Source organism: Paenibacillus athensensis, assembly GCF_004514475.2.
Lineage (GTDB): Bacteria > Bacillota > Bacilli > Paenibacillales > NBRC-103111 > Paenibacillus_AL > Paenibacillus_AL athensensis.
Genome location: NZ_MYFO02000001.1, coordinates 773,370 through 792,251, shown reverse-complemented (window position 1 = coordinate 792,251; position 18,882 = coordinate 773,370). Strand labels below are relative to the sequence as shown.

18 protein-coding genes are annotated in these 18,882 nt (G+C 58.5%); 13 read left to right on the top strand and 5 right to left on the bottom strand.

The genetic code is table 11. From position 1 onward, the window contains the following. Window positions 1–154: 154 nt before the first annotated feature. A complete protein-coding gene (locus B5M42_RS03625; protein WP_134756287.1) occupies window positions 155–532 on the top strand; it encodes an Asp23/Gls24 family envelope stress response protein in 378 nt (125 codons plus the stop codon). A gap of 38 nt (window positions 533–570) precedes the next feature. Here B5M42_RS03625 and ftsW read toward each other — a convergent pair whose 3' ends face one another. Continuing rightward, entirely contained in the window at window positions 571–1,725 is a 1,155-nt protein-coding gene (ftsW, locus tag B5M42_RS03620) for a putative lipid II flippase FtsW (RefSeq protein ID WP_134756284.1), read from the bottom strand. 13 nt (window positions 1,726–1,738) lie between these two features. After that, window positions 1,739–2,080 (bottom strand): YugN family protein, encoded by a 342-nt coding sequence (locus B5M42_RS03615; protein WP_134756282.1) that lies wholly within the window; start codon window positions 2,078–2,080, stop codon window positions 1,739–1,741. Between the two features lie 186 nt (window positions 2,081–2,266). On the opposite strand from B5M42_RS03615, the gene B5M42_RS03610 reads away from it, so the two are divergent. Beyond that, on the top strand, window positions 2,267–3,436 hold the full coding sequence (locus tag B5M42_RS03610; protein WP_134756280.1) for an amidohydrolase: 1,170 nt from the start codon (window positions 2,267–2,269) through the stop codon (window positions 3,434–3,436). Window positions 3,437–3,537: 101 nt separating this feature from the next. Further along, a complete protein-coding gene (locus B5M42_RS03605; protein ID WP_134756278.1) occupies window positions 3,538–3,975 on the top strand; it encodes a CBS domain-containing protein in 438 nt (145 codons plus the stop codon). A gap of 55 nt (window positions 3,976–4,030) precedes the next feature. On the opposite strand, the gene B5M42_RS03600 is transcribed toward B5M42_RS03605, so the two are convergent. Then, the gene (locus tag B5M42_RS03600; RefSeq protein WP_134756276.1) at window positions 4,031–4,672 is read right to left on the bottom strand and encodes a hypothetical protein; all 642 of its coding nucleotides are present in this window, start codon (window positions 4,670–4,672) and stop codon (window positions 4,031–4,033) included. Window positions 4,673–4,920: 248 nt separating this feature from the next. Between B5M42_RS03600 and B5M42_RS03595 the strand changes: the two genes are divergently transcribed. Both B5M42_RS03595 and B5M42_RS03590 read left to right on the top strand, forming a co-directional pair. Beyond that, window positions 4,921–6,051, top strand: coding sequence for a Gfo/Idh/MocA family protein (locus tag B5M42_RS03595; protein WP_134756317.1), 1,131 nt, complete (start codon window positions 4,921–4,923; stop codon window positions 6,049–6,051). Window positions 6,052–6,077: 26 nt separating this feature from the next. After that, window positions 6,078–7,154 (top strand): Gfo/Idh/MocA family protein, encoded by a 1,077-nt coding sequence (locus tag B5M42_RS03590; RefSeq protein ID WP_134756274.1) that lies wholly within the window; start codon window positions 6,078–6,080, stop codon window positions 7,152–7,154. Window positions 7,155–7,176: 22 nt separating this feature from the next. Here B5M42_RS03590 and B5M42_RS03585 read toward each other — a convergent pair whose 3' ends face one another. Continuing rightward, window positions 7,177–7,770 (bottom strand): thermonuclease family protein, encoded by a 594-nt coding sequence (locus B5M42_RS03585; RefSeq protein WP_167690196.1) that lies wholly within the window; start codon window positions 7,768–7,770, stop codon window positions 7,177–7,179. A 116-nt stretch (window positions 7,771–7,886) separates the two neighbouring features. Here B5M42_RS03585 and B5M42_RS03580 point away from each other — a divergent pair, with 116 nt between their 5' ends. The 5 genes from B5M42_RS03580 (at window position 7,887) to B5M42_RS03560 (ending at window position 15,879) form a co-directional block, all read left to right on the top strand. Next, window positions 7,887–9,722, top strand: coding sequence for a DNA repair helicase XPB (locus B5M42_RS03580; RefSeq protein ID WP_134756270.1), 1,836 nt, complete (start codon window positions 7,887–7,889; stop codon window positions 9,720–9,722). After that, window positions 9,719–12,163 (top strand): helicase-associated domain-containing protein, encoded by a 2,445-nt coding sequence (locus B5M42_RS03575; protein WP_134756268.1) that lies wholly within the window; start codon window positions 9,719–9,721, stop codon window positions 12,161–12,163. The genes B5M42_RS03580 and B5M42_RS03575 overlap by 4 nt, the downstream gene beginning before the upstream one ends. Window positions 12,164–12,408: 245 nt before the next feature. Next, a complete protein-coding gene (locus B5M42_RS03570; RefSeq protein ID WP_134756266.1) occupies window positions 12,409–13,107 on the top strand; it encodes a DUF7002 family protein in 699 nt (232 codons plus the stop codon). Window positions 13,108–13,207: 100 nt separating this feature from the next. Continuing rightward, a complete protein-coding gene (locus B5M42_RS03565) occupies window positions 13,208–15,256 on the top strand; it encodes a hypothetical protein (RefSeq protein ID WP_134756264.1) in 2,049 nt (682 codons plus the stop codon). 173 nt (window positions 15,257–15,429) lie between these two features. Then, window positions 15,430–15,879, top strand: a complete 450-nt coding sequence (locus tag B5M42_RS03560) for a YlbF family regulator (protein WP_134756262.1) — start codon at window positions 15,430–15,432, stop codon at window positions 15,877–15,879. Here the strand turns inward: B5M42_RS03560 and B5M42_RS03555 are convergent. Continuing rightward, a complete protein-coding gene (locus tag B5M42_RS03555; protein WP_134756260.1) occupies window positions 15,876–16,886 on the bottom strand; it encodes an asparaginase in 1,011 nt (336 codons plus the stop codon). The two genes, B5M42_RS03560 and B5M42_RS03555, sit on opposite strands and share 4 nt — an antisense overlap. A gap of 42 nt (window positions 16,887–16,928) precedes the next feature. Here B5M42_RS03555 and B5M42_RS03550 point away from each other — a divergent pair, with 42 nt between their 5' ends. From B5M42_RS03550 to B5M42_RS03540, 3 genes are all read left to right on the top strand, one after another. Then, complete coding sequence (locus B5M42_RS03550) at window positions 16,929–17,192, top strand: YlbG family protein (RefSeq protein ID WP_134756258.1); 264 nt, start codon at window positions 16,929–16,931, stop codon at window positions 17,190–17,192. 210 nt (window positions 17,193–17,402) lie between these two features. After that, a complete protein-coding gene (locus B5M42_RS03545; protein ID WP_134756257.1) occupies window positions 17,403–17,840 on the top strand; it encodes a hypothetical protein in 438 nt (145 codons plus the stop codon). Window positions 17,841–17,943: 103 nt separating this feature from the next. Next, window positions 17,944–18,855, top strand: coding sequence for a selenium metabolism-associated LysR family transcriptional regulator (locus B5M42_RS03540; RefSeq protein WP_134756255.1), 912 nt, complete (start codon window positions 17,944–17,946; stop codon window positions 18,853–18,855). The last annotated feature ends 27 nt before the right edge of the window (window positions 18,856–18,882 follow it).

Here is an 18,882-nt window from a genome sequence, read left to right as displayed (position 1 = left end):
CTGATTTTGGATATTTCTATGTAATAAAGCTTTTTTTACTATACCCATTTTTGCGGGTAAAGTAAATCGGATTTTGCCGAATCGGCCGCGCTTCTTGCTTTCGGGAAGCGTTCTTATTACAATAGACTTATTATAGAACAGGGAGTTGATCCGTATGTCCGAAGAACTTCAAACCGGCTTAATTCGCATATCCGATGACGTAGTAGCGACCATTGCCGGACTCGCCGCTTTGGAAACTCCAGGCATTGCCGGCATGTCCGGGGGAATTTCGGAAGGACTCGCGAAACGACTGAGCGGCAAAAACGTGCAAAAAGGCGTTTCCGTCGAGGTCGGACAAGTGGAAGCGGCGATTGATCTGCGCGTCATTGTCAACTACGGTTCCCGCATTCAGGACGTTTGTCGCGAATTGCAGGAAAATGTCAGAGAAGCGGTCGAGAATATGACCGGCCTGAACGTAGTGGAAGTCAATGTCAAGGTGGAAGGCGTGGCTTTTAAGGAAGAGGAAATTGAAGAAGCGCACCGCGTAAAATAACTACGTAAACAAACGAAGAACCTGTCCCTTTGCCGGGATCAGGTTCTTTTTGATGCTGCCGAAGGCGATAGCCGGTTTTGCTCGCGGGAAATGCTGAGTAAAATGCCCATGCTGATTAACGAAGCCATCATCGAGGAGCCGCCGTAGCTGATGAGCGGCAGGGTAACGCCGGTCAGCGGAATGGTGCTGGTGACACCGCCGATGTTAATGATGGCTTGCGCGCCCAGCATGCCCATAATGCCGACGCCGGTCAGCATGCCAAAGCTGTCCGGGCAGCGGACGGCAACGAGAATACCGCGCCAAATGAACAGCAGGTAAATCAGCAAAAACAACGCGCCGCCGATAAAGCCCAGCTCTTCGCCGATGATGGAAAAAATAAAGTCGTTATGCGCTTCCGGCAAATAATGAAGCTTCTGGATGCCTTGTCCAAAGCCGGCGCCCGTCAAACCTCCGTGACCAAACGCGAACAGCGATTGCACAATCTGATACCCCTCGTCAAGCTGATGCGCCCACGGGTCCATAAATGAGGTCAGCCGCTCCACCCGGTAGTTTTGTTGGCCCGAGGAGCCGCGCAGCAAATACAAGATGACACCCATTGCGCCAATGGCGGAAAAGCCGGTGCCCAGATAAAACAAATGCTTGAGATTGGCGCCGCCGACGAGAATGACGATCGCAGCGCAGGCCATCACGATCATACAGGAGCCCAGATCCGGCTGGAGCATGATCAGGAAGCAGACGAAGCCGACGACAAGCAAAGCGGGCAGCAGCCCTTTTTTGAAATCGCGGAATTTCTCGTCCTTGTTACTGATCAGCGAGGCCAGATACAAGATGATGGCCAGCTTGGCGAACTCCGTCGGCTGCAGGCCGAACGAACCGAAATAAAACCAGCTGCGCGCGCCCTTCGTTACGGTACCGATAAACGGCACGAGCACAAGCATGCCCAAAATAACGAGAAAAGCTGGCAGCACCAGCTTCTTGAGTTTCGTAAAATGGATGTTCATGCAAAACAGCATAAAGACAGTGCCGAGTGCAACCGCCATCAGCTGCCTTTTGGTGAAAAACCAGGGATCTCCCTTTGTATAGGCCGTCGTCATCGAGCTGGAGCTGAATACCATAGCAAGTCCAAAGCAAACGAGCAGAAACGTCAAAAAAAGCAGCAAAAAATCAGGCGTTCCTCTGCGCGGCGGCGTCATCCTCAGGCCCTGCTTATTCAGCCAGCGCGTGCTGCAGCTCGTTGATCTTCTGCTGAGCGACTTTCATTACAGCGTCGGGAATCGGCGTATTGTAGTCAAGACCGTGCGGGAAGGAAACCTCGCCGATGTACGCTTCTTCCAGCGCCAGAACGGCATAAGGGGATTCGAGCTTGCCTTCGGTTGCGCGCGCGTTGATGCGCAGAAAGTATTCGCTCTTTTTATCTTCAATTTTCAGGTCGTAGGTTGCGCGATAGTATTCCCATTGCCAACGCACGAAACCGAGTTTCGTCGTTACGTCGTCGAGGTGGGCCAGATCGCTGGTCAGGCCTTTCAAGCCGTTTGCTTCAATAATCACGTTTTAACGCCTCCATCATTGTACGTATGCATTCTTTATTCATGATAGTATGTTTCCCCAGCTTGCGCAAGTCGATTGCAAGGCTTAATTTCTAATATTTGATGGCGCTTTTTGTAGGTGAAACGAAATCCGATATTTGATAAAATAAGGAACAAACCGTTAGACGGGCGAAAGGGGGCTTGCCGAATGAACGAATGGCTGAGCGGCTTTGCCGGGCTGTACGAGGAAATGGTCGGCTGGCGCCGGTATTTGCACCGGCATCCCGAGCTAAGCTTTCAGGAACATAAGACGGCGGAATTTGTCGCCCGGCAGCTGCAGGACTGGGGGCTGGAGGTACGCACCGGCGTAGGCGGTACAGGCGTTGTCGGAACGCTGCGGGGCGCGCTGCCCGGGCCGACCGTAGCGCTTCGCGCCGATATGGACGCGCTGCCGATTCAAGACGAAAAAAATTGCGAATACGCCTCCACGGTACCCGGCGTGATGCATGCCTGCGGACATGATGCGCACACATCGACGCTGCTTGGCGTCGCCAAGACGGCAAGCTTGCTGCAGGGCCGGCTGCCGGGAACGCTGGTGTTTGTGTTCCAGCATGCCGAGGAAACGACGCCGGGCGGCGCCGCGGCGATGATCGCAGCCGGTGCGTTGGACGGCGTCGACGCCGTGTATGGCGTTCATTTGTGGACGCCGTTCCCGGTCGGCCACATCTACTGCCGCGAAGGCCCGATGATGGCGGCTCCGGACGAATTCACGATCCGTCTGCAAGGCAAAGGCGGGCATGCCGGGTTGCCGCATCAGGCGATTGACAGCGTCGTGGTCGGCTCGCATCTGGTCGTCAATTTGCAATCGATCGTAAGCCGCCAGACCGATCCGGTCGAGCCGCGCGTCGTTAGCGTTGGTTCCTTTCAGGCCGGAAGTAGCTTCAACGTGCTTGCGGAAAGCTGCACGCTGCGCGGCACCGTTCGTACGTACGAGACGACGCTGCGGGACATGATTCGCGAGCGCATCGAAAGCATCACGGCAGCGACGTGTGCGATGTTTGGCGCGCAAGGAGAGGTCGATTACCGCCCAGGCTATCCGCCGGTTGTTAATGATGAAGCCGAGGCGGCGCGATTTATCCGGGTCGGCGGGCAATTGGCCGGTGAAGAACGGACGCACCGCGCGCCGCTGATTATGGCGGGTGAGGATTTTGCCTATTATTTGCAGCACCGTCCGGGCTGCTATATGTTCGTTGGTGCAGGCAATGCTGACGCCGGCATCGTCCATCCGCATCACCATCCGAAATTTGACCTTGACGAACGCTCGATGCTGCAGGCCGGGCAGCTGCTTTTGTCAATGGCATTGGATTATATGGCATGAATCATTTCTACCCTTTCGACAGACGATAAGCATGCAGCAGGCTGATCAAACGTTTTGCGCTTGGACTTGCCTGCGCGATCATGCGAAGGGGGAAAACGAACATGGCAAAGACAGTCAAAGAAATTATGGCTAAGGATTGCGTGAGCGTGACGCTGCAAGACAACGTATTTGAGATTGCATTAAAAATGAAGCAGCACGATATCGGCTTTATTCCCGTCGTAGAAAATAAGAAGCTGCTCGGCGTGGTTACTGACCGCGACCTTGTCATTCGCGGCTATGCCGAGAAGAAATCCGGCTCGACAGCGGTGCAGGAAGTAATGACCGAAGGCATCGCAACGATTGAAGCGAGCACAACGGTTGACGAAGCGGCCAAAATCATGGCTAAGGAGCAAGTGCGACGCTTGCCGGTCGTGGAAAACGGCCAACTGATCGGCGTCGTCGCCATCGGTGACCTTGCCGTGCGCAACATTTTTGAAGACGAGGCCGGACAAGCCTTGAGCCGCATTTCCGTCGACAAAACGCCTGTCGGAACCAGGTAAGCTGCAAGCGCAAGCACCTGCTCTCACGCTGAGAGTCAGGTGCTTTTTCGTCAGGCTAATACGATTGGATCGAGCCGTATACGCGCGAGCTGGACAGCTGGGACGAGTCGAAGCTGTAATTCTGCGGATTCGGCGTTTTGCTGCCGGGGGTATGAAAGACGGTTGGCGTAGCATTTGCAGCTTTGATATTGAGCCAAGCCCGGTTGGCGTTTTTGTACATCAGACCGCTGGCTGTAACTTGATCATGGAACACCTGCCAGGCCGGGAGCGGATCGGGAACAGTGGAAAATGTGGTCGTCAACGCTCCCAGAATCAGCCTGCAATTGTCAAAAGCGGTACTGGACGTATAGGACGGCGAAAAGGTATGCTTGAGCGCGCCATTGACATAAAATTTGGCTTTGTTGTCTGTATCGTCGAGTGTCAGCTTAATATTGACCGTGTCGCGTTGGGCGAACTCGCCGACCGTGCCGCCGGCATCGGTTCCGGTAACAGCGCCGCTGCTCGCGAACCAGCGCCAGCCTGACGTACCGTAATCGGTGGAAATCCCGCATTCGTAATCGCCCAAGCCAACATAAAAATGGATGTAGCCGCCCGAAGAACCAATCGTATAAGAGGAAGGCAGCGTCAGGGACGTCTGCATGCCCCGTCCGGGGGAGTTGACCTGAATCTTGGCAAATTTGGCGTATTGGGTTGTCATGCAATAGGTCTCCTTTCAGCATGGATAGTGGTCGAGGCTTTATATGCTTACATACCCGTCCAAAGTAAGATTGAAACAACATCTTTTCCTATAAAGGAAAAATAAGGAAATCAAAACGTTTGCTCGATCATCGGTCAACTCACGCAACAACGAGGTCAATTGCCGACAGGAATCGCAGGCACCGCATGTGTTACATTGAAATCGTGAACCTGATAACAACTGGCGGCAGGAAAGGTGAGGTTGAATCGATGACGGACAAGGCGATGAGAATAGGCATTATTGGATTAGGTAACATGGGGGCGGGACATGCGCGTTACTTGGCGGCTGGCGAGGTTGCCGGCGGTCGGCTCACGGCGGTTTGTGACCCGCGCGTTGAGCGTGCCGCTTGGGCCAAGGAGCAGTTGGGCAGCGAGGTGGCGATATTTGCCGAACCGCAAGCGCTGCTTGACTCCGGACTGGTTGACGGCGTTGTGATTGCGACACCGCATTACGATCATCCGATAACCGCCCAGATGGCGTTTGCCAGAGGGCTGCATGTGCTGTGCGAGAAGCCGGCGGGCGTGGCGACGCGCCAGGTGCGGCAGATGAACGAAGCGGCGCAAGCAGCAGGCACGGTGTTCAGCATGGTCTACAACCAGCGGACGAATCCGCTGTACGCCAAGGTGAAGGATCTGGTCGCGGCTGGAGAGCTCGGGGCCATTCGCCGAACCAACTGGATCATTACCAATTGGTATCGCGCGCAGAGCTATTACAATTCCGGCGGCTGGCGGGCGACTTGGGCCGGCGAGGGCGGAGGCGTGCTGATCAATCAGGCTCCGCATCAAATTGATCTGTGGCAGTGGACAATCGGGATGATGCCGACCAAGGTGCGGGCATTTTGCCACTTTGGCAAATATCATCAAATCGAAGTGGAAGATGACGTAACCGCTTACGTGGAATATGGCAACGGGGCGACAGGCTTGTTCGTAACTTCGACGGGCGAAGCGCCGGGTACGAATCGTCTGGAGCTGGTTGGCGACCGCGGCAAAATCGTCGTTGAAGACGGCAAGCTGTCGTTCTGGCGGCTGCGCGTCCCGGAGCCGGAATTCAACCGCTCGTACACCGGCTTGTTCGGCCAGCCGGAATGCTGGAAATGCGAGGTGCCCATCGAAGGCGAGGAAAGCGGACACAAGGGCATCATGCAAAATTGGGTCGACGCCGTGCTGCACGGCGCGCCGCTGATTGCGCCCGGCGAAGAAGGCATTCGCGGTCTGACGCTGTCCAATGCCATGCTGCTGTCGACGTGGACGGACAACTGGGTCGACTTGCCAATCGACGAGGAGCTGTTCGAGCATCATCTGCAGGAGCGGATCCAGAAATCCAAGCTTGAGGTCCGCTAGGTTGCCGGGAGAAGGGGAGAAGCAGCTTGCAAAAACATGACGGAATGAATTATGCGCCTGCCGGTAAACCGAATCCGGTCGTAACGCCTGGCGAATTTATTTTTGCCGCCATCGGGCTGGATCACGGTCATATTTACGGCATGTGCAACGGCTTGCGGGAAGCGGGCGCTACGCTCAAATGGGTATACGATTCCGATCCGGCCAAGGTTGCCGCATTTTGCGCCGTGTATCCCGAGGTGCGCATTGCCCGATCGGAGCAGGAGATTATGCAGGACCGGGAAGTCCGCTTGATTGCCGGTGCAGCCGTGCCGGCGGAGCGCTGTGCGCTCGGGCTGAGAGCGATGAGTCACGGCAAAGATTATTTTACCGATAAAACGCCGTTTACGACGCTGGAGCAGTTGGCGCAGGCCAAAGCGAAAACGGCGGAAACCGGGCTTAAATATGCCGTATACTACAGCGAGCGGCTGCACGTGGAGAGCGCGGTGTTTGCCGGGCAGTTGATTGAAGAAGGCGCGATCGGGCGCGTTGTGCAGGTGCTGGGCCTCGGTCCGCATCGCTTGAATGCAGCATCGCGGCCGCCGTGGTTTTTTGACCGCTCGTTATACGGGGGCATTTTGTGCGATATCGGAAGCCATCAGATCGAGCAGTTTCTGTATTTTGCCGGGTGCAAAGACGCGGTCGTGACCAGCAGCAAGGTGGCGAATTATGCCAACAAGGCTTTCCCCGAGCTGGAGGATTACGGCGATGCGACGCTCGTTGGCGATAACGGGGCGACGAACTATTTTCGCGTGGACTGGCTGACTCCGGACGGGCTCGGGACGTGGGGCGACGGGCGGACGATCATCCTGGGCACGGAAGGATACATGGAGCTGCGCAAATATATCGATATTGCCCGCGATCCGCAGGGAGATCAGCTGTATCTGGTCAACGGCAGCGGCGAAAAGCATTTCAGCCTGAGCGGCCAGGTCGGCTATCCGTATTTCGGAAGGCTGATTCTCGACTGCTTGCATCGCACGGAGCTGGCGATGACGCAGGAGCACGCCTTCAAAGCGGCGGAGCTGTGTCTGATCGCCCAGATGAAGGCCGTTCGCATGGATACGTAGCGTAAAATTAGAGGAGCCCGAATTAACGACGCCCCTCTGTGGGAAATGCATCCTCATAGCTTTGCCAAAGTCCGAGCCCTTGGCTGCGGGCTTTTTCTTGATCTTTTTTCAGCGCATCCACGTATTTGACGTTCGGGGGAAACGTGGCGATGCGGGCGTAGCCCCGTTGGACCAGCGTCCGATTGAACAGCTCGTCTCCAAGCCACACATAGGCGAGCAGCCGCCCATAGCGATCACGCCGCTCGATGTCCCATTCCAGACCGACGGTTGCGCCTTGCAATTTTTGCGTAGTAAATTCGCTGGCTTCAGGGCCGTAGAAGCGCACGGGCGTATCCGGCTTTTTCGTCTCGGGCGTGTCGATGCCGATCAGCCGGACCGATTCCTTGCGGCCGTCCAGCCGGATTTGCACGGTATCGCCGTCAATAACGCGTTCGATGCGGAACATTTCGTGTGCGGCGGACGGCTCCGGCCGTGCGGAGCAGGCAGCAGCGAGTGCGAGCAGCAAAGCGGCAGCCGTCAGCAGGGTCAGCATGGCCGGCAGCATCCTGAGCAGACGTTTCATTATTGCGGGGTCGCTGATGCTGCCGGCCGCTCGGGATCGGTGATGGGTTTTCATATGCGGGGCTCCTTTCGATCCGGTCACTTTCGAATCTAGCAACGAGATTAGCATGTTCAAGATGTTTAATTCAACCCTTAATTTTTCATACTAGGAAAAAAGGGGAGGCATGTCCGATGAATCCGAACGGTCCGCTTATTGTGCAAAACGATTTCTCAATCCTGCTGGAAGCCGATCGCGAAGGCGTGGAGGAAACGCGCTTGGGACTGGCGCGCTTTGCCGAGCTGGTGAAAAGTCCGCAAGGGCTGCATACGTACCGGATGACGCCGCTGTCGTTGTGGAATGCCGCTGCAGCGGGGCTGACGCTGGAGGAAATCGCGCGTTTTTTGCAGGAACGGGCGCAATTTGGCGTGCCGGCGGCGGTGCAGAGCGGCTTGCGCAAATATATGAAGCGGTACGGCTTGCTGCGGCTGGAAAAGGTCAGCGGCGAGTTGCAGCTGGTCAGCGACGATACGGTTGTGCTCAAGGAACTGGCGGCTACGCCGTCGGTGCGCGATTATTTGGCCGATTGGCGGGGTGAACGCGCCGTTGCTGTGGCAGTCGGTGCGCGTGGTCCGCTCAAGCGCGAGCTGGTGCGGCTCGGCTATCCGGTTGCCGATCGCGCAGGTTATGCACAGGGAGAATTTGTGGATATTCAATTGCGCAAAGAAGACGGCTTTGCGCTGCGCGATTACCAACGTCAGGCCGTGGACGCCTTTGTGAACGGCGATGGCGCGGACGGCGGCAGCGGCGTGCTTGTGCTGCCGTGCGGGGCGGGTAAAACCGTCGTCGGCATTGCGGCGATGAGCCGATTTCAGAGCGCGACGCTCATTCTCACGACAAATGTCACGTCGGTCAAGCAGTGGAAGCGCGAAATTGTCGACAAAACCTTTTTGACGGACGAGCAGGTGGGCGAATATGCGGGCGTTCGCAAGGAGACGCGGCCGGTCACCATTGCCACATACCAGATGCTGACGCATCGGTCCGGCAAGCAGGAGCTGTTCCGGCATATGGCGCTGTTTCACGAGCGGGAATGGGGGCTGATTATTTATGACGAGGTCCATCTGCTGCCGGCTCCGGTCTTCCGGGCCACCGCCGAGCTTCAGACGGCGCGCCGTCTGGGATTGACGGCGACGCTTGTGCGCGAGGACGGGCGGGAAGACGACGTCTTTTCGCTGGTCGGTCCCAAGCGCTTTGAGCTGGGCTGGAAGGAGCTGGAGGCGCGGGGCTGGCTGGCTGCGGTCGCGTGCCGGGAAATTCGCGTGCCGCTTGCGGACGGCTGCGCGGCGGATTACCGGGAAGCGGGGGCGCGGCGGCAAATCCGTCTGGCTGGCGAGAATGCGGCCAAGCTGGCTGCAGTCGATGCGCTGCTGCAGCAGCATCGGGGCGAGCCGACGCTCGTGATCGGCCAATATATTGAGCAGCTGACGCGAATTGCTGAGCGGACCGGGGCGCCGCTGATCAGCGGCGAGATGCCGCATGAACGGCGCGAGCAGCTATACGCCGACTTTAAGGCGGGCCGCTTGCGCGTGCTGATTGTTTCCAAAGTAGCCAACTTTGCCGTCGATCTGCCGGACGCGTCCGTGGCGATTCAAGTATCGGGCAGCTTCGGCTCGCGCCAGGAGGAGGCGCAGCGGCTCGGACGGGTGCTGCGGCCCAAGCGTGGCGGCAATAGCGCGGTTTTTTATTCGCTGATCAGCAAGGGCACAAAGGAGCAGGAGTTTGCGCTCAAGCGCCAGTTGTTTCTGGTCGAGCAGGGCTATCGATACGCCGTCGAGGACTGGGAAGCATATGCAGCCAGTGACGAATCGTCGGGTACGGGGGTTGCAGTCCGCAAATCGTTTTGGGCGCAAAGTGAGCCTGTGAGCGGCTGGTCGTTGGTGAAGGCCGCAGGAACGGTGACTGCGGCAGAGCGCTTGGCAGCGAGGGATTCCGCGCATCAAACGGGTGAGGCGGAAGGGGGCTTTGTATGAGATACGAGCAGGTTTTGGCAAAAACCCCCGTGGCGGTGCGGCAGCTTCTGGAGCAGCAGCCTTGGGTGGAGGAGGCGCGAAGTCGCGGCTTGTCGCTGCAGGAGGCGCTGACAGAAGCCGCTGAGCTGGCCCGGTTGCTGTCTCAGCTGTCGCAGGCCGAGCGCTGCACGTTGGCGCTGATCGTTCGCCGCATGGGCAGCGAACCGTTTGCGCCCGCTGCGCTGGAACGGCAGCTTGACGGCGCGACGGCGGGAGCGGCTGTGCGCGTCGGGCTGGCCGGCCTGCGGGCCCGTGGCGTTATCGTTGCCTTTCGCAAAACATGGGGCGAAAGGCTGTACGCGCTGCCCGAGGACGGCTTCGCCGTCTGGCAGGCGCTGCTGCTGCCCTCGTTGCCGCTTGCGGGAAGCTGGGGGGAAGGGCGAGGGCAGGAATTAGGTCAAGGGCAGGAGCAGGAGCAGGAGCGATGGTGGGAACAGGAGCGAGGGGAAGGTCGGAGGCGAGAGCAGAGAGGGAAGCAGGGGCTGGGATTAGAGCGAGGGCAAGGGCAGGAACCTGGACGAGAGCCGGGTCTGGGATTAGAGCGAGGGCAAGGGCAGGGCCGGGAGCCAGGGCCGGGATTAGAGCGAGGGCAAGGGCAGGAGCGGGGCTGGGAGCCGGGGGCGGGATTAGAGCGAGGGCAAGGTCAGGAGCGGGGCTGGGAGCCGGATCCGGGATTAGGGCGAGCGCAGGAGCAGCGAGGACGAGAGCATGGGCCGGTGCCGGACGTAGTGCCGGAGTCCGAGCTGGAGCTGCTGGAGCTGCCGGCCGGCGCGAATCCGCGCGGCATGGCCCAGCAGCTATTCCACCTGCTGGCGGAATTCGACCGGCTCGATGTGCCGCTGACGGCCAAGGGCGCGCCGCATAAAAAGGCGCTCGCCCGGCTCGCCGAGCGCCACGCGCTGCCGGCCGAGCCGCTGGCCGGCTGTGGACTGTCGCACGCGTTTTCCGACGCGTGCGGGCTTGGCCTCGCCGTGCTGCTCGACGCGGCGATGCGGCTGGGCCTGCTCGGCCGGGCGGCAGGCCGACTCGTACTGCGCCCCGCGGCGCTGGGCGCATGGCTGTCGCGGCCCTATGCGGAGCAAATGGGCCGCCTGTATGGGCTGTGGCGCGCGGTGCAGGCGCCGCAGCCGGTTTGGCAGCAGCACGCGATCGCGCTGCTGGAGCGCGCCGGCGGCGCGGGCTGGCAGCCAGCCGCGGCGCTCGGCGGCTGGCTGGCGGCCTACGCCGCCGAGCCTGGCGCGGACGAAGCGGAGCTCGTCCGCGGGGTGCGCGAGCGCTGGCTGACGCCGCTGCACGCGCTCGGCTGGCTGGAGCTGGCGCAGGATAGCGCCGGTGCACTGTGGTACCGCTGGAAGATCGGACAGGAGCCGTCCTCTGCGGTTCCAAAGCCGCTCCAGCCCGCACTGTCAGACCTTGACAGTCCGCTTTCCAGCGCTTTTGATTTCGCCGCAACGGCTGCCGACGCAGCGGACATTCCTGCGGATGCGGCCTGCCGATTGTATGTGCAGCCGGATTTTGAACTGCTTCTGCCGCCTGGCGTGCCGCTGTCCGTTGAATGGCAAATTGCTGCTATGGCTGAGCTGCAGCATTCCGACGAGCTGCGTGTCTACCGGCTGACGCAAGAGGCGTTCCATCGCGCCTGCGAGCGCGGCGGCAGCGCGGAAGCCGCGCTGGCCTTGCTGGCGCGCTGGAATCGGGCAGGACAAGCGCTGCCCGAAGCGGTGGAACGCGCGTTGCGGGAATGGGGCGAGCAGTACGGCAAGGTGCGGTTCCAAGAAGTGACGCTGCTCGTCTGCGATTCGCCGGAAATGGCCACGGCGCTGGCGGCAAGCGAGCGCTGCCGGCCGTACTTGGACGAAGCGGTGGGTGAGCGGCATTTTATCGTCAGCCGAACGGCGTTGCCCGCTTTGCACAAGCAGCTGCGGTTGATGGGGTGGACGCCGGGAGCGGCCTCTCCGCCGCCATCGGCACAAGCGATGGACGAGGAGAAGTCGATGGAAGCGGAGCTGCTGGACGGCTGGGTATACGGTCGAGACGCCGCTGCGCTTTACGAGGTGGATGGACAATTCGATGGGCCTGCCGATCTGTACCCGCAGCTGCCGGATATTCCGGTGAGCTGGCTGAAGGAATCCCGCAGCTATCACGGATCGACCCGCAAGGAGCTGATTCGCCGGGCGATTGAATGGCAGAGCTGGCTCAAGGTGCGCCGAGCGGGGGAAGAACGGCTCATTACGCCGCGTGCTTTGCTAGAGAGCCGGGAGGGGTGGTTACTTGTGGGCGGCTCCTGCGACGGCGAGGTGAGGCTGAACGGCGAGGAATGGTCCGAGCTGCAGCTGGTGCTGCCGGGGATTAACGAAAGCATGGAGCCGGGCAGGCATCCGCTGCTTGCGCCCTGGAGCTAGAGGATCACTGGGGCGTTACGGCTCATCGGGTTTCCGTCTTCGATGGTGAAACGATTCAGGCGTCCAATCGTTCGTCTGAGGGCGTATGGCTTCAGGAGCCTGTTGCGGCTTTTATATGGCGCAGCTTATGCCACGTCTTCTGATCGCTTGCGAAGCATATGGACTTGCGCGATGGAGAACACGGCGTTTTGCCACTCGCCAACAGGTAAGCTGTCGTTTGTTAACTATAACCTGGGGAGGGCGTTATGCAGGAAGCGGTATGGGCGGTTAGCGGCCGTTCCCGCAAGTCGCTTTATCATTTTACAAGACTGGTGAATGTGCCGGCTGTAGCCGCACTGGATCGGCTTCTCAGCAGTAGCCGGCTGTGCCCGGACGGCATCGGAGAGCGTCGCGCCCGCGCAGCGGCTGTACGCGCCTCCGGCTATGAGGTTGTATTGAATGCCCATCTGCGGATACCGGACGGTATGCTCGATCCCGCCACGACACAGGAGCAGTTCCGGGCAACACTGGATGCGCACGTATTTTTTTGGCCGACTCGCCGGGATTGCCGCAGCATGCTGAACACCTACGAAAAACGCGAGCCCGGCGAGCGGTTCGCTGTTCTGGAGTTTGACGCCTATAGCTTGCTGACGCGGCAGCCCGATGCGGTCAGGCTGAGCAAATACGATTCGGGCAGCGCTCCGCGTTTTCCCCACCTCTGCGGATATCGCAAAAGCCCGGCCATGTTCCTGCCGCTGCGCCGGTTTCGGCATGAGCTCAACAGTCTGGTTCCGGTTAAGGCGGCAGAAATTCGCGAAGTGCTCATCGTAGGCGAGGTGCCCCAAATCGGTCGGCAGCTGACAGCGGTTTATCTGGATGAAGCAGGCGATTTGCCTGAAAGCTGGACGGGGCTTTGGCGGCCGTTGGCTGAGCTGCGCGGCGGGGAGCGGGGGAATTGGCGATAGTCGGCGCGCGAACGTGCGACAGCTGGCCGCATGAAGGAATTTTGCCCATAATGTGGAAATGATATTTAAGAAAGAAACACGACCGTCAGGAGTGATCCACATGGCTCGCCAGCGTCCGCTTCAATCCAAATCCGCTTCCGGGGACCGTCATACGGTCTCGTCAGCTCCGGAGGCTATACCGTCATCCGAGTCCGAGCTTACCTCTTCATCTGCGTTGTCCTATTCACAAATCATGCAGCTCCAGCGTTCCGTCGGCAATCGTTCCGTGGCGGCGATGCTGACGGCGGGCGCAAGCAGTTCCGTCATCCGGCGTATGGCAGGCGTAGAAATGCAAACGGATATGCCCGTGCGCGACGCCAGAAATGCCAATTATGATTATCAAACTCAGCTGGTCCATGTATCCCGTACAGATGGCAAATCCGAAGCGGGCGAGCCATTTTTTTCGGTGGAAACGGATTTCGGGGATTATGAAGAGCCGGATGCGAAGGCAGGCGCTGCGAAAAAGATCAGCACAAGCGTGCTGGAATTCGTGACCCCGCCCAAAAGCGAAAAAAGCGCTTTTATGCAAGATATTGAAATGGCGCAGCGGATGATGGCGGCTGTCAATCACGTGACGAGGGCGGGCGCGCAAAATGCGCCGCTGGAGCAGGCCGTCGAAAAGTTTGAAAGCGAAGTAAAGGACGGAGAAGTAAAGGTCGAGCGACTTGAAGCAGGCGCCAAGCTCAAGCCGATGCTGCGCAGGGTGCAGGATCGACCACGCTTGATGTCGTTCCAGCCGCAGTTAACCGCCGGCGTTGGTCTCGATCAGCTCCCGGCACTGATTGCCGCCTTGTCGAAAAATACCACGCTCAACACCTTGGCGCTGAACGTCCTCGAAGCTGAGGAAGTGGGCAAAACGCTCAAGAAGGTTGACAAATTATCGGGCGAAGCCAAGGGCCTTGCTTCTCTGGTAACAACTTACTTCCGGCAGGGGCAGCTGTTCGACGGCAAGTCGTATCCCAAATCGGCTTTTCCGTTGATGGCGAGAACCGATTTTCATTCCATGTACGGGCAGTTATCGCCGGCTGAGCAGGAATTGTTCAAGCAATGGGCCGTGGCCGAAAAGGCGGCTGAAGGCGCAAAGCCGGTATTCCTGCGTGGATTTGACGGGGGGAAGGGACCTACTTACGGCCATTGGCTGGATTCGATCAGCAGGCCGCAAGCTTTTGTGTTAAATGACAATGATAAAGCTGATATCGCTGGCGATTTGGCTATTTCGCTAGGTCAGCGGCTGAAGCTTGATAAGGTCGACAAAACCAAGCTCTCGGCAGCTTCTACTCCGGCGGTCGTTGCGCTGGGCAAGAATGATTTGCCGAGTCGGGCGGATGCCGAGGCGTTAGCCAAGGACTTGGCCAAGGGAGACGGCGCAAAGCTAAAGCTGCTGATGGCGGAAGTAGCCACGGTATATACAACGGAATTTGAGAAGGTGACTCAAAGCAAGCAACGCAAGGATTTGATGTCACGCGGCGACGTAACGAACGCGGCCAGCTCGATGGGGGCGCGAACGGTTGCCGATGAAAAAGGCCACGATGAATACAAGCAAGCCGTTCTGGAACTGCGGACGCTGGAGCCGGTAGAGGAAGACGGACGCGCGATCAAGAAAGCTGAGGACATGGGGCTGATTCCGTATTTCTCCAAGCTGTGGAATCAGTTGTATCGGATCATCGATGTGAAAAAGGTAACGGATACAGACGATCTTGAGCAAGAGATCGCTGCCAGCGAAGCGGACGCGCCTGTTGCCGCGTCGGCCGCAGCCACCGGAGCCGCGGCCGGAGCCGGTGCGGGGCCAGGCTCCGGTTCGGGCTCAAGCTCGGGCGCAACGGCTGCAGCCGTGCCTGCGGCGGCGGCAAGAACCGACGAGGAAGCGGACGGTGCTGAAGCCGATGTGGAAGGCGATAGCGCTGAGTTTGATCAGATGACCATTCTCTTGACGATGTCGCTTATAAAGCAGATGCAGGCCGCGCAAGGACAAGCGGACGCCAAGGGGGAGGACGCCAAGGGAGAGGACGCTGGCGAAGCCGCAGCCGCCACTGCAGCCGCAGGCACGGCGCCTGCGCAGGCTGCGGTGAATGACGCCGAAGGCGATGGAGAAGGAGACGGCGGGGAGTAGCGCATCCCGCCCTGCGGGCGGTGGGAAAAGCTCCGTGCTCGACGGGCTGGAAAACGCTGCATAAGCGAAGAAAAAGAAGAAAGTCGGCGCAAACTGTGATATGATAGGGATAATCCGGTTTGGACGCGTGTTGTGCGTGAATCCGGGCTATTGAGAAGGAGGGTTGTTCGTTTATGAGTGTAAGTATGGCGGAAATGGATACGTTGGACATGTCGGCGGTCTTGCTGCACGCCTACGATATGGGAGATATGATTAATTCCTCTGCCGAAGTGGCGGATTATTTATATTGGAAGGCGATTGTCGAGAGCAGCGAAGAGGTAAGCTTGCTGCAACGGGAGTTTGCCAAGGCCAAAGAGCGCTTTGCCGAATGCGAACGGTTCGGTCATTATCATCCGAATTACCACGAGGCGCTGGACGCGGTACAAGCAGCGCAGGATCGGCTGGAGCAGGTCGAAGCGGTGAGCCGTTTTAAAGAGGCAGAGCGGAAGCTGGATGACTTGTTGTATACAGTGTCCGCTACAATTGCTCATGCCGTTTCCGATTCGATCAAGGTGCCGAGCAACAATCCGCTGCCCAACACCGGCAAGGGCTGCGGGTCGGGCGGCAGCTGCGGCTGCGGCTAGAGCCGGACCTCCGGGAGGATGCGGCCGACCTTGGTTCCTTGCCAGTTGCGCTGCACGGGCTCATGAAATTCCGCCAGCTTGAGCAGCTCGCCGGGTTGCAGCCAGCCGAGCTGACGCAGCGCTTCGGATACGGCCGGGTATAAAGCGCGCTGCTGGCCGTCGGCGATTTTAAGCGCCATGCCGAGCCCTTGCCCGGGCATGCAAACGGCAAAGACGCCTTCAGCGCCCATCTTGCCGATCAGGCGGCCGTTTGTCGCTTCAATCAGCCGCGTATCAAAGCGGCCGCTGCCGGCAAGCAGCCGCGGATGGGTCCGCAGCGCGGCGACGACGCGGGCGCAGGCAGCGGCGCGTTCGGCGGGCAGGTCTTCGGGCGTGCCGAGCCGGGCATAGGCGTAAGCCAGCCGGTCGAGCGCCATGCCGAAGACCGGGACGCCGCAGCCGTCCACGCCGATGTGCAGCGCGGCTTCGGACAAGCCGCACATCGCCGCGACGGCGCTGCGCATCAGCAGCTGCACAGGATGTGCGGCATCCATGTAGCCTGCCGTGGGCGCGCCAAGCTGCAGAGCGAGCGCGAGCATACCGGCATGCTTGCCTGAGCAGTTATTGTGCAAGCTTGTCGGCAGCTCGCCCAGCTCGCGCAGTCGATGTGCAGCCGCTGCGTCGAACGGCTCGTGCACGCCGCACTGCAGCTGCGCAGCCGACAGGCCGAGCTTACCCAGCAGCGCGGCAGCCGCTTCGACGTGCTCGGCTTCGCCGCTGTGCGAGGACGAGAGCAAGGCCAGCTCGGCGGCCGTGAAGCCGTACGCATCGGCTGCGCCGGCTTCAATCACAGGCAGCGCCTGCAGCGGCTTGGCAGCCGAGCGTGCGAAGGTAACGAGCCGCGCGTCTCCGGCTTCGGCAACCAGCCGTCCGTCGGCGCCGATTACGGCCATATGGCCGCGATGTACGCTTTCGGTCAGCGGCCCGCGGCAAACGCGCACCACAATTTCGCGTGGTTGTGTGAGCATCCGAATTCCCCCATTATGCATTTTGTGAAAGAGGTTGAGAGCATGTTTGTCGAGCGCAGCGGATTGATCATCTGGGTCAATGACACCAAAGCGGCCAAAAATTTGGACCGCTATGGTTCTCTTCACTATATATCCAAAAAAATGAATTATGCCGTTTTGTACGTGCACACAAGCAAGCTGGACGAAACGATGAAAAGCATCCAACGGCTGCCTTATGTCAAAAAAATCGAGCGCTCGTACCGCAACGAAATCAAGACGGAGTACAGTAGTAATATACCAGACAAAACGCGATTTTACACGCTATGAGGCCAGACTTCCGAAAAGCTTCGTATAGAAGCTTTTTCTTTTGCGCGAATTTTTGAAACTGTGCATATTTTCAGAAATTCGTGAATAATGATTAATAAATTCATAAATTTGACCATAGCGATCAAGGAATAAACAGAGTAAAATAAAGCTGACTAACCGGTGTGCAATAGGCAATCCGGCCCAATTTTAAAAGGAGAGGGGTTGTGGATCATGAAAGACAAGGTAATGGGAAGATGGAGCACCTACGAGCCTTTTTTTGTGCAGCTGGGAGAGAACAAAATCGCAGATATCGTGATCACCAATCACGCGCGTCTCCGTTGGACCGATCGCGTTTCCGGTCAGAAAGCCAGTTTCGAAGAAATCTGCGCTTTTCTGTGGAGCAAGCTGAAAAACGGCAAAATCGCTCCCTACTATAAAAACGAACAGGACGTCTATCTGGTTGACGACGATCTGGTCGTCGTTGCTGAATTTACCCGTTTGGAGCACGAAACCGACATTGCCGGCAATCCGCTGCATAAAATGATCATCGTGACGTTTCTCGGTCGCATGTCGGAGACGATTGAGCTGCGCGATCTGAAAACGTATTACTCGTGGCTGCGTCACTCGCGGCGCATGACTTTGATCAAAAACAGCCGAAAACGCAAGTAAATTCAAGATTTCGCAGTATAGAGCATGCAGGTTCGGGCCTGCGTGCTCTTTCTTTTTGCGGCCGGATTCTCCTATAATGGAAACAAAGAGAGGCGATGACTGAATGGCACTGAACTTTCATCAATTGCATATTTTCTTCACAGTCGCTGAAAAAGGCAGCTTCTCGCATGCCGCGCAGGCTTTGCATATGACTCAACCGGCCGTGACCATGCAGGTGCAGGCGTTAGAGGATTATTTGAGCGTCAAGCTGTTTCACCGCAGCACCAAGCGCATCGAGCTGTCTGAGGCCGGCCGCGCGCTGCTGCCGTTCGCCCGCCGCAGCATTGAGCTGATTCGCGAAACCGACGTGGCGATGTCCAAATTTACGACTATGATCGAAGGACGGCTGCAGCTTGGCGCGAGTCTGACGATGGGCGAATATATTTTACCGCGTCTGCTCGGTCCCTTTAGCAAGGCGTATCCGAAGATTTCGGTGTCCATGAAGGTGATGAATACGACGCAAATTTTGGACGAGGTGCTGCACCATCAGCTCAATTTTGGACTGGTGGAGGCGCCGATCAGCCATCCGGACATGCATACCGAGCCGATTCTCAGCGATGAGCTCAAGCTGATCGTGCCTGCCGGGCACCCGCTCGCCGAGCTGGAGGCGGTGACCTTTGAAGACGCGCTGGAATACCCGTTCGTGCTGCGGGAGATGGGCTCCGGAACGCGACGGGTGATGGAAGAGGAGCTGGCCCGCCAAGGGATTGACTATAGCGGGATGAAGATCGTCATGGAGTTGGGCAGTACGGGAGCGATTAAATCCGCGGTCGAAGCGGGGCTCGGCATTTCCATCCTTTCGCAGTCATCGGTCAAGCATGAGGTGACGTTAGGGCTGTTCAAGGTAAAAACGTTGGAAAACGTCAGGTTCGAGCGCAGCTTTTACGCGATTTATTTGAATTCGACGCTGCTGCCGATTTCCGCGGTCAGCTTTATGACTTTTTTGCGGGAGGAGGACTTGAGCCGTTGGTTGTAGAATTTACCGAGGAGAGCGCATCGATTG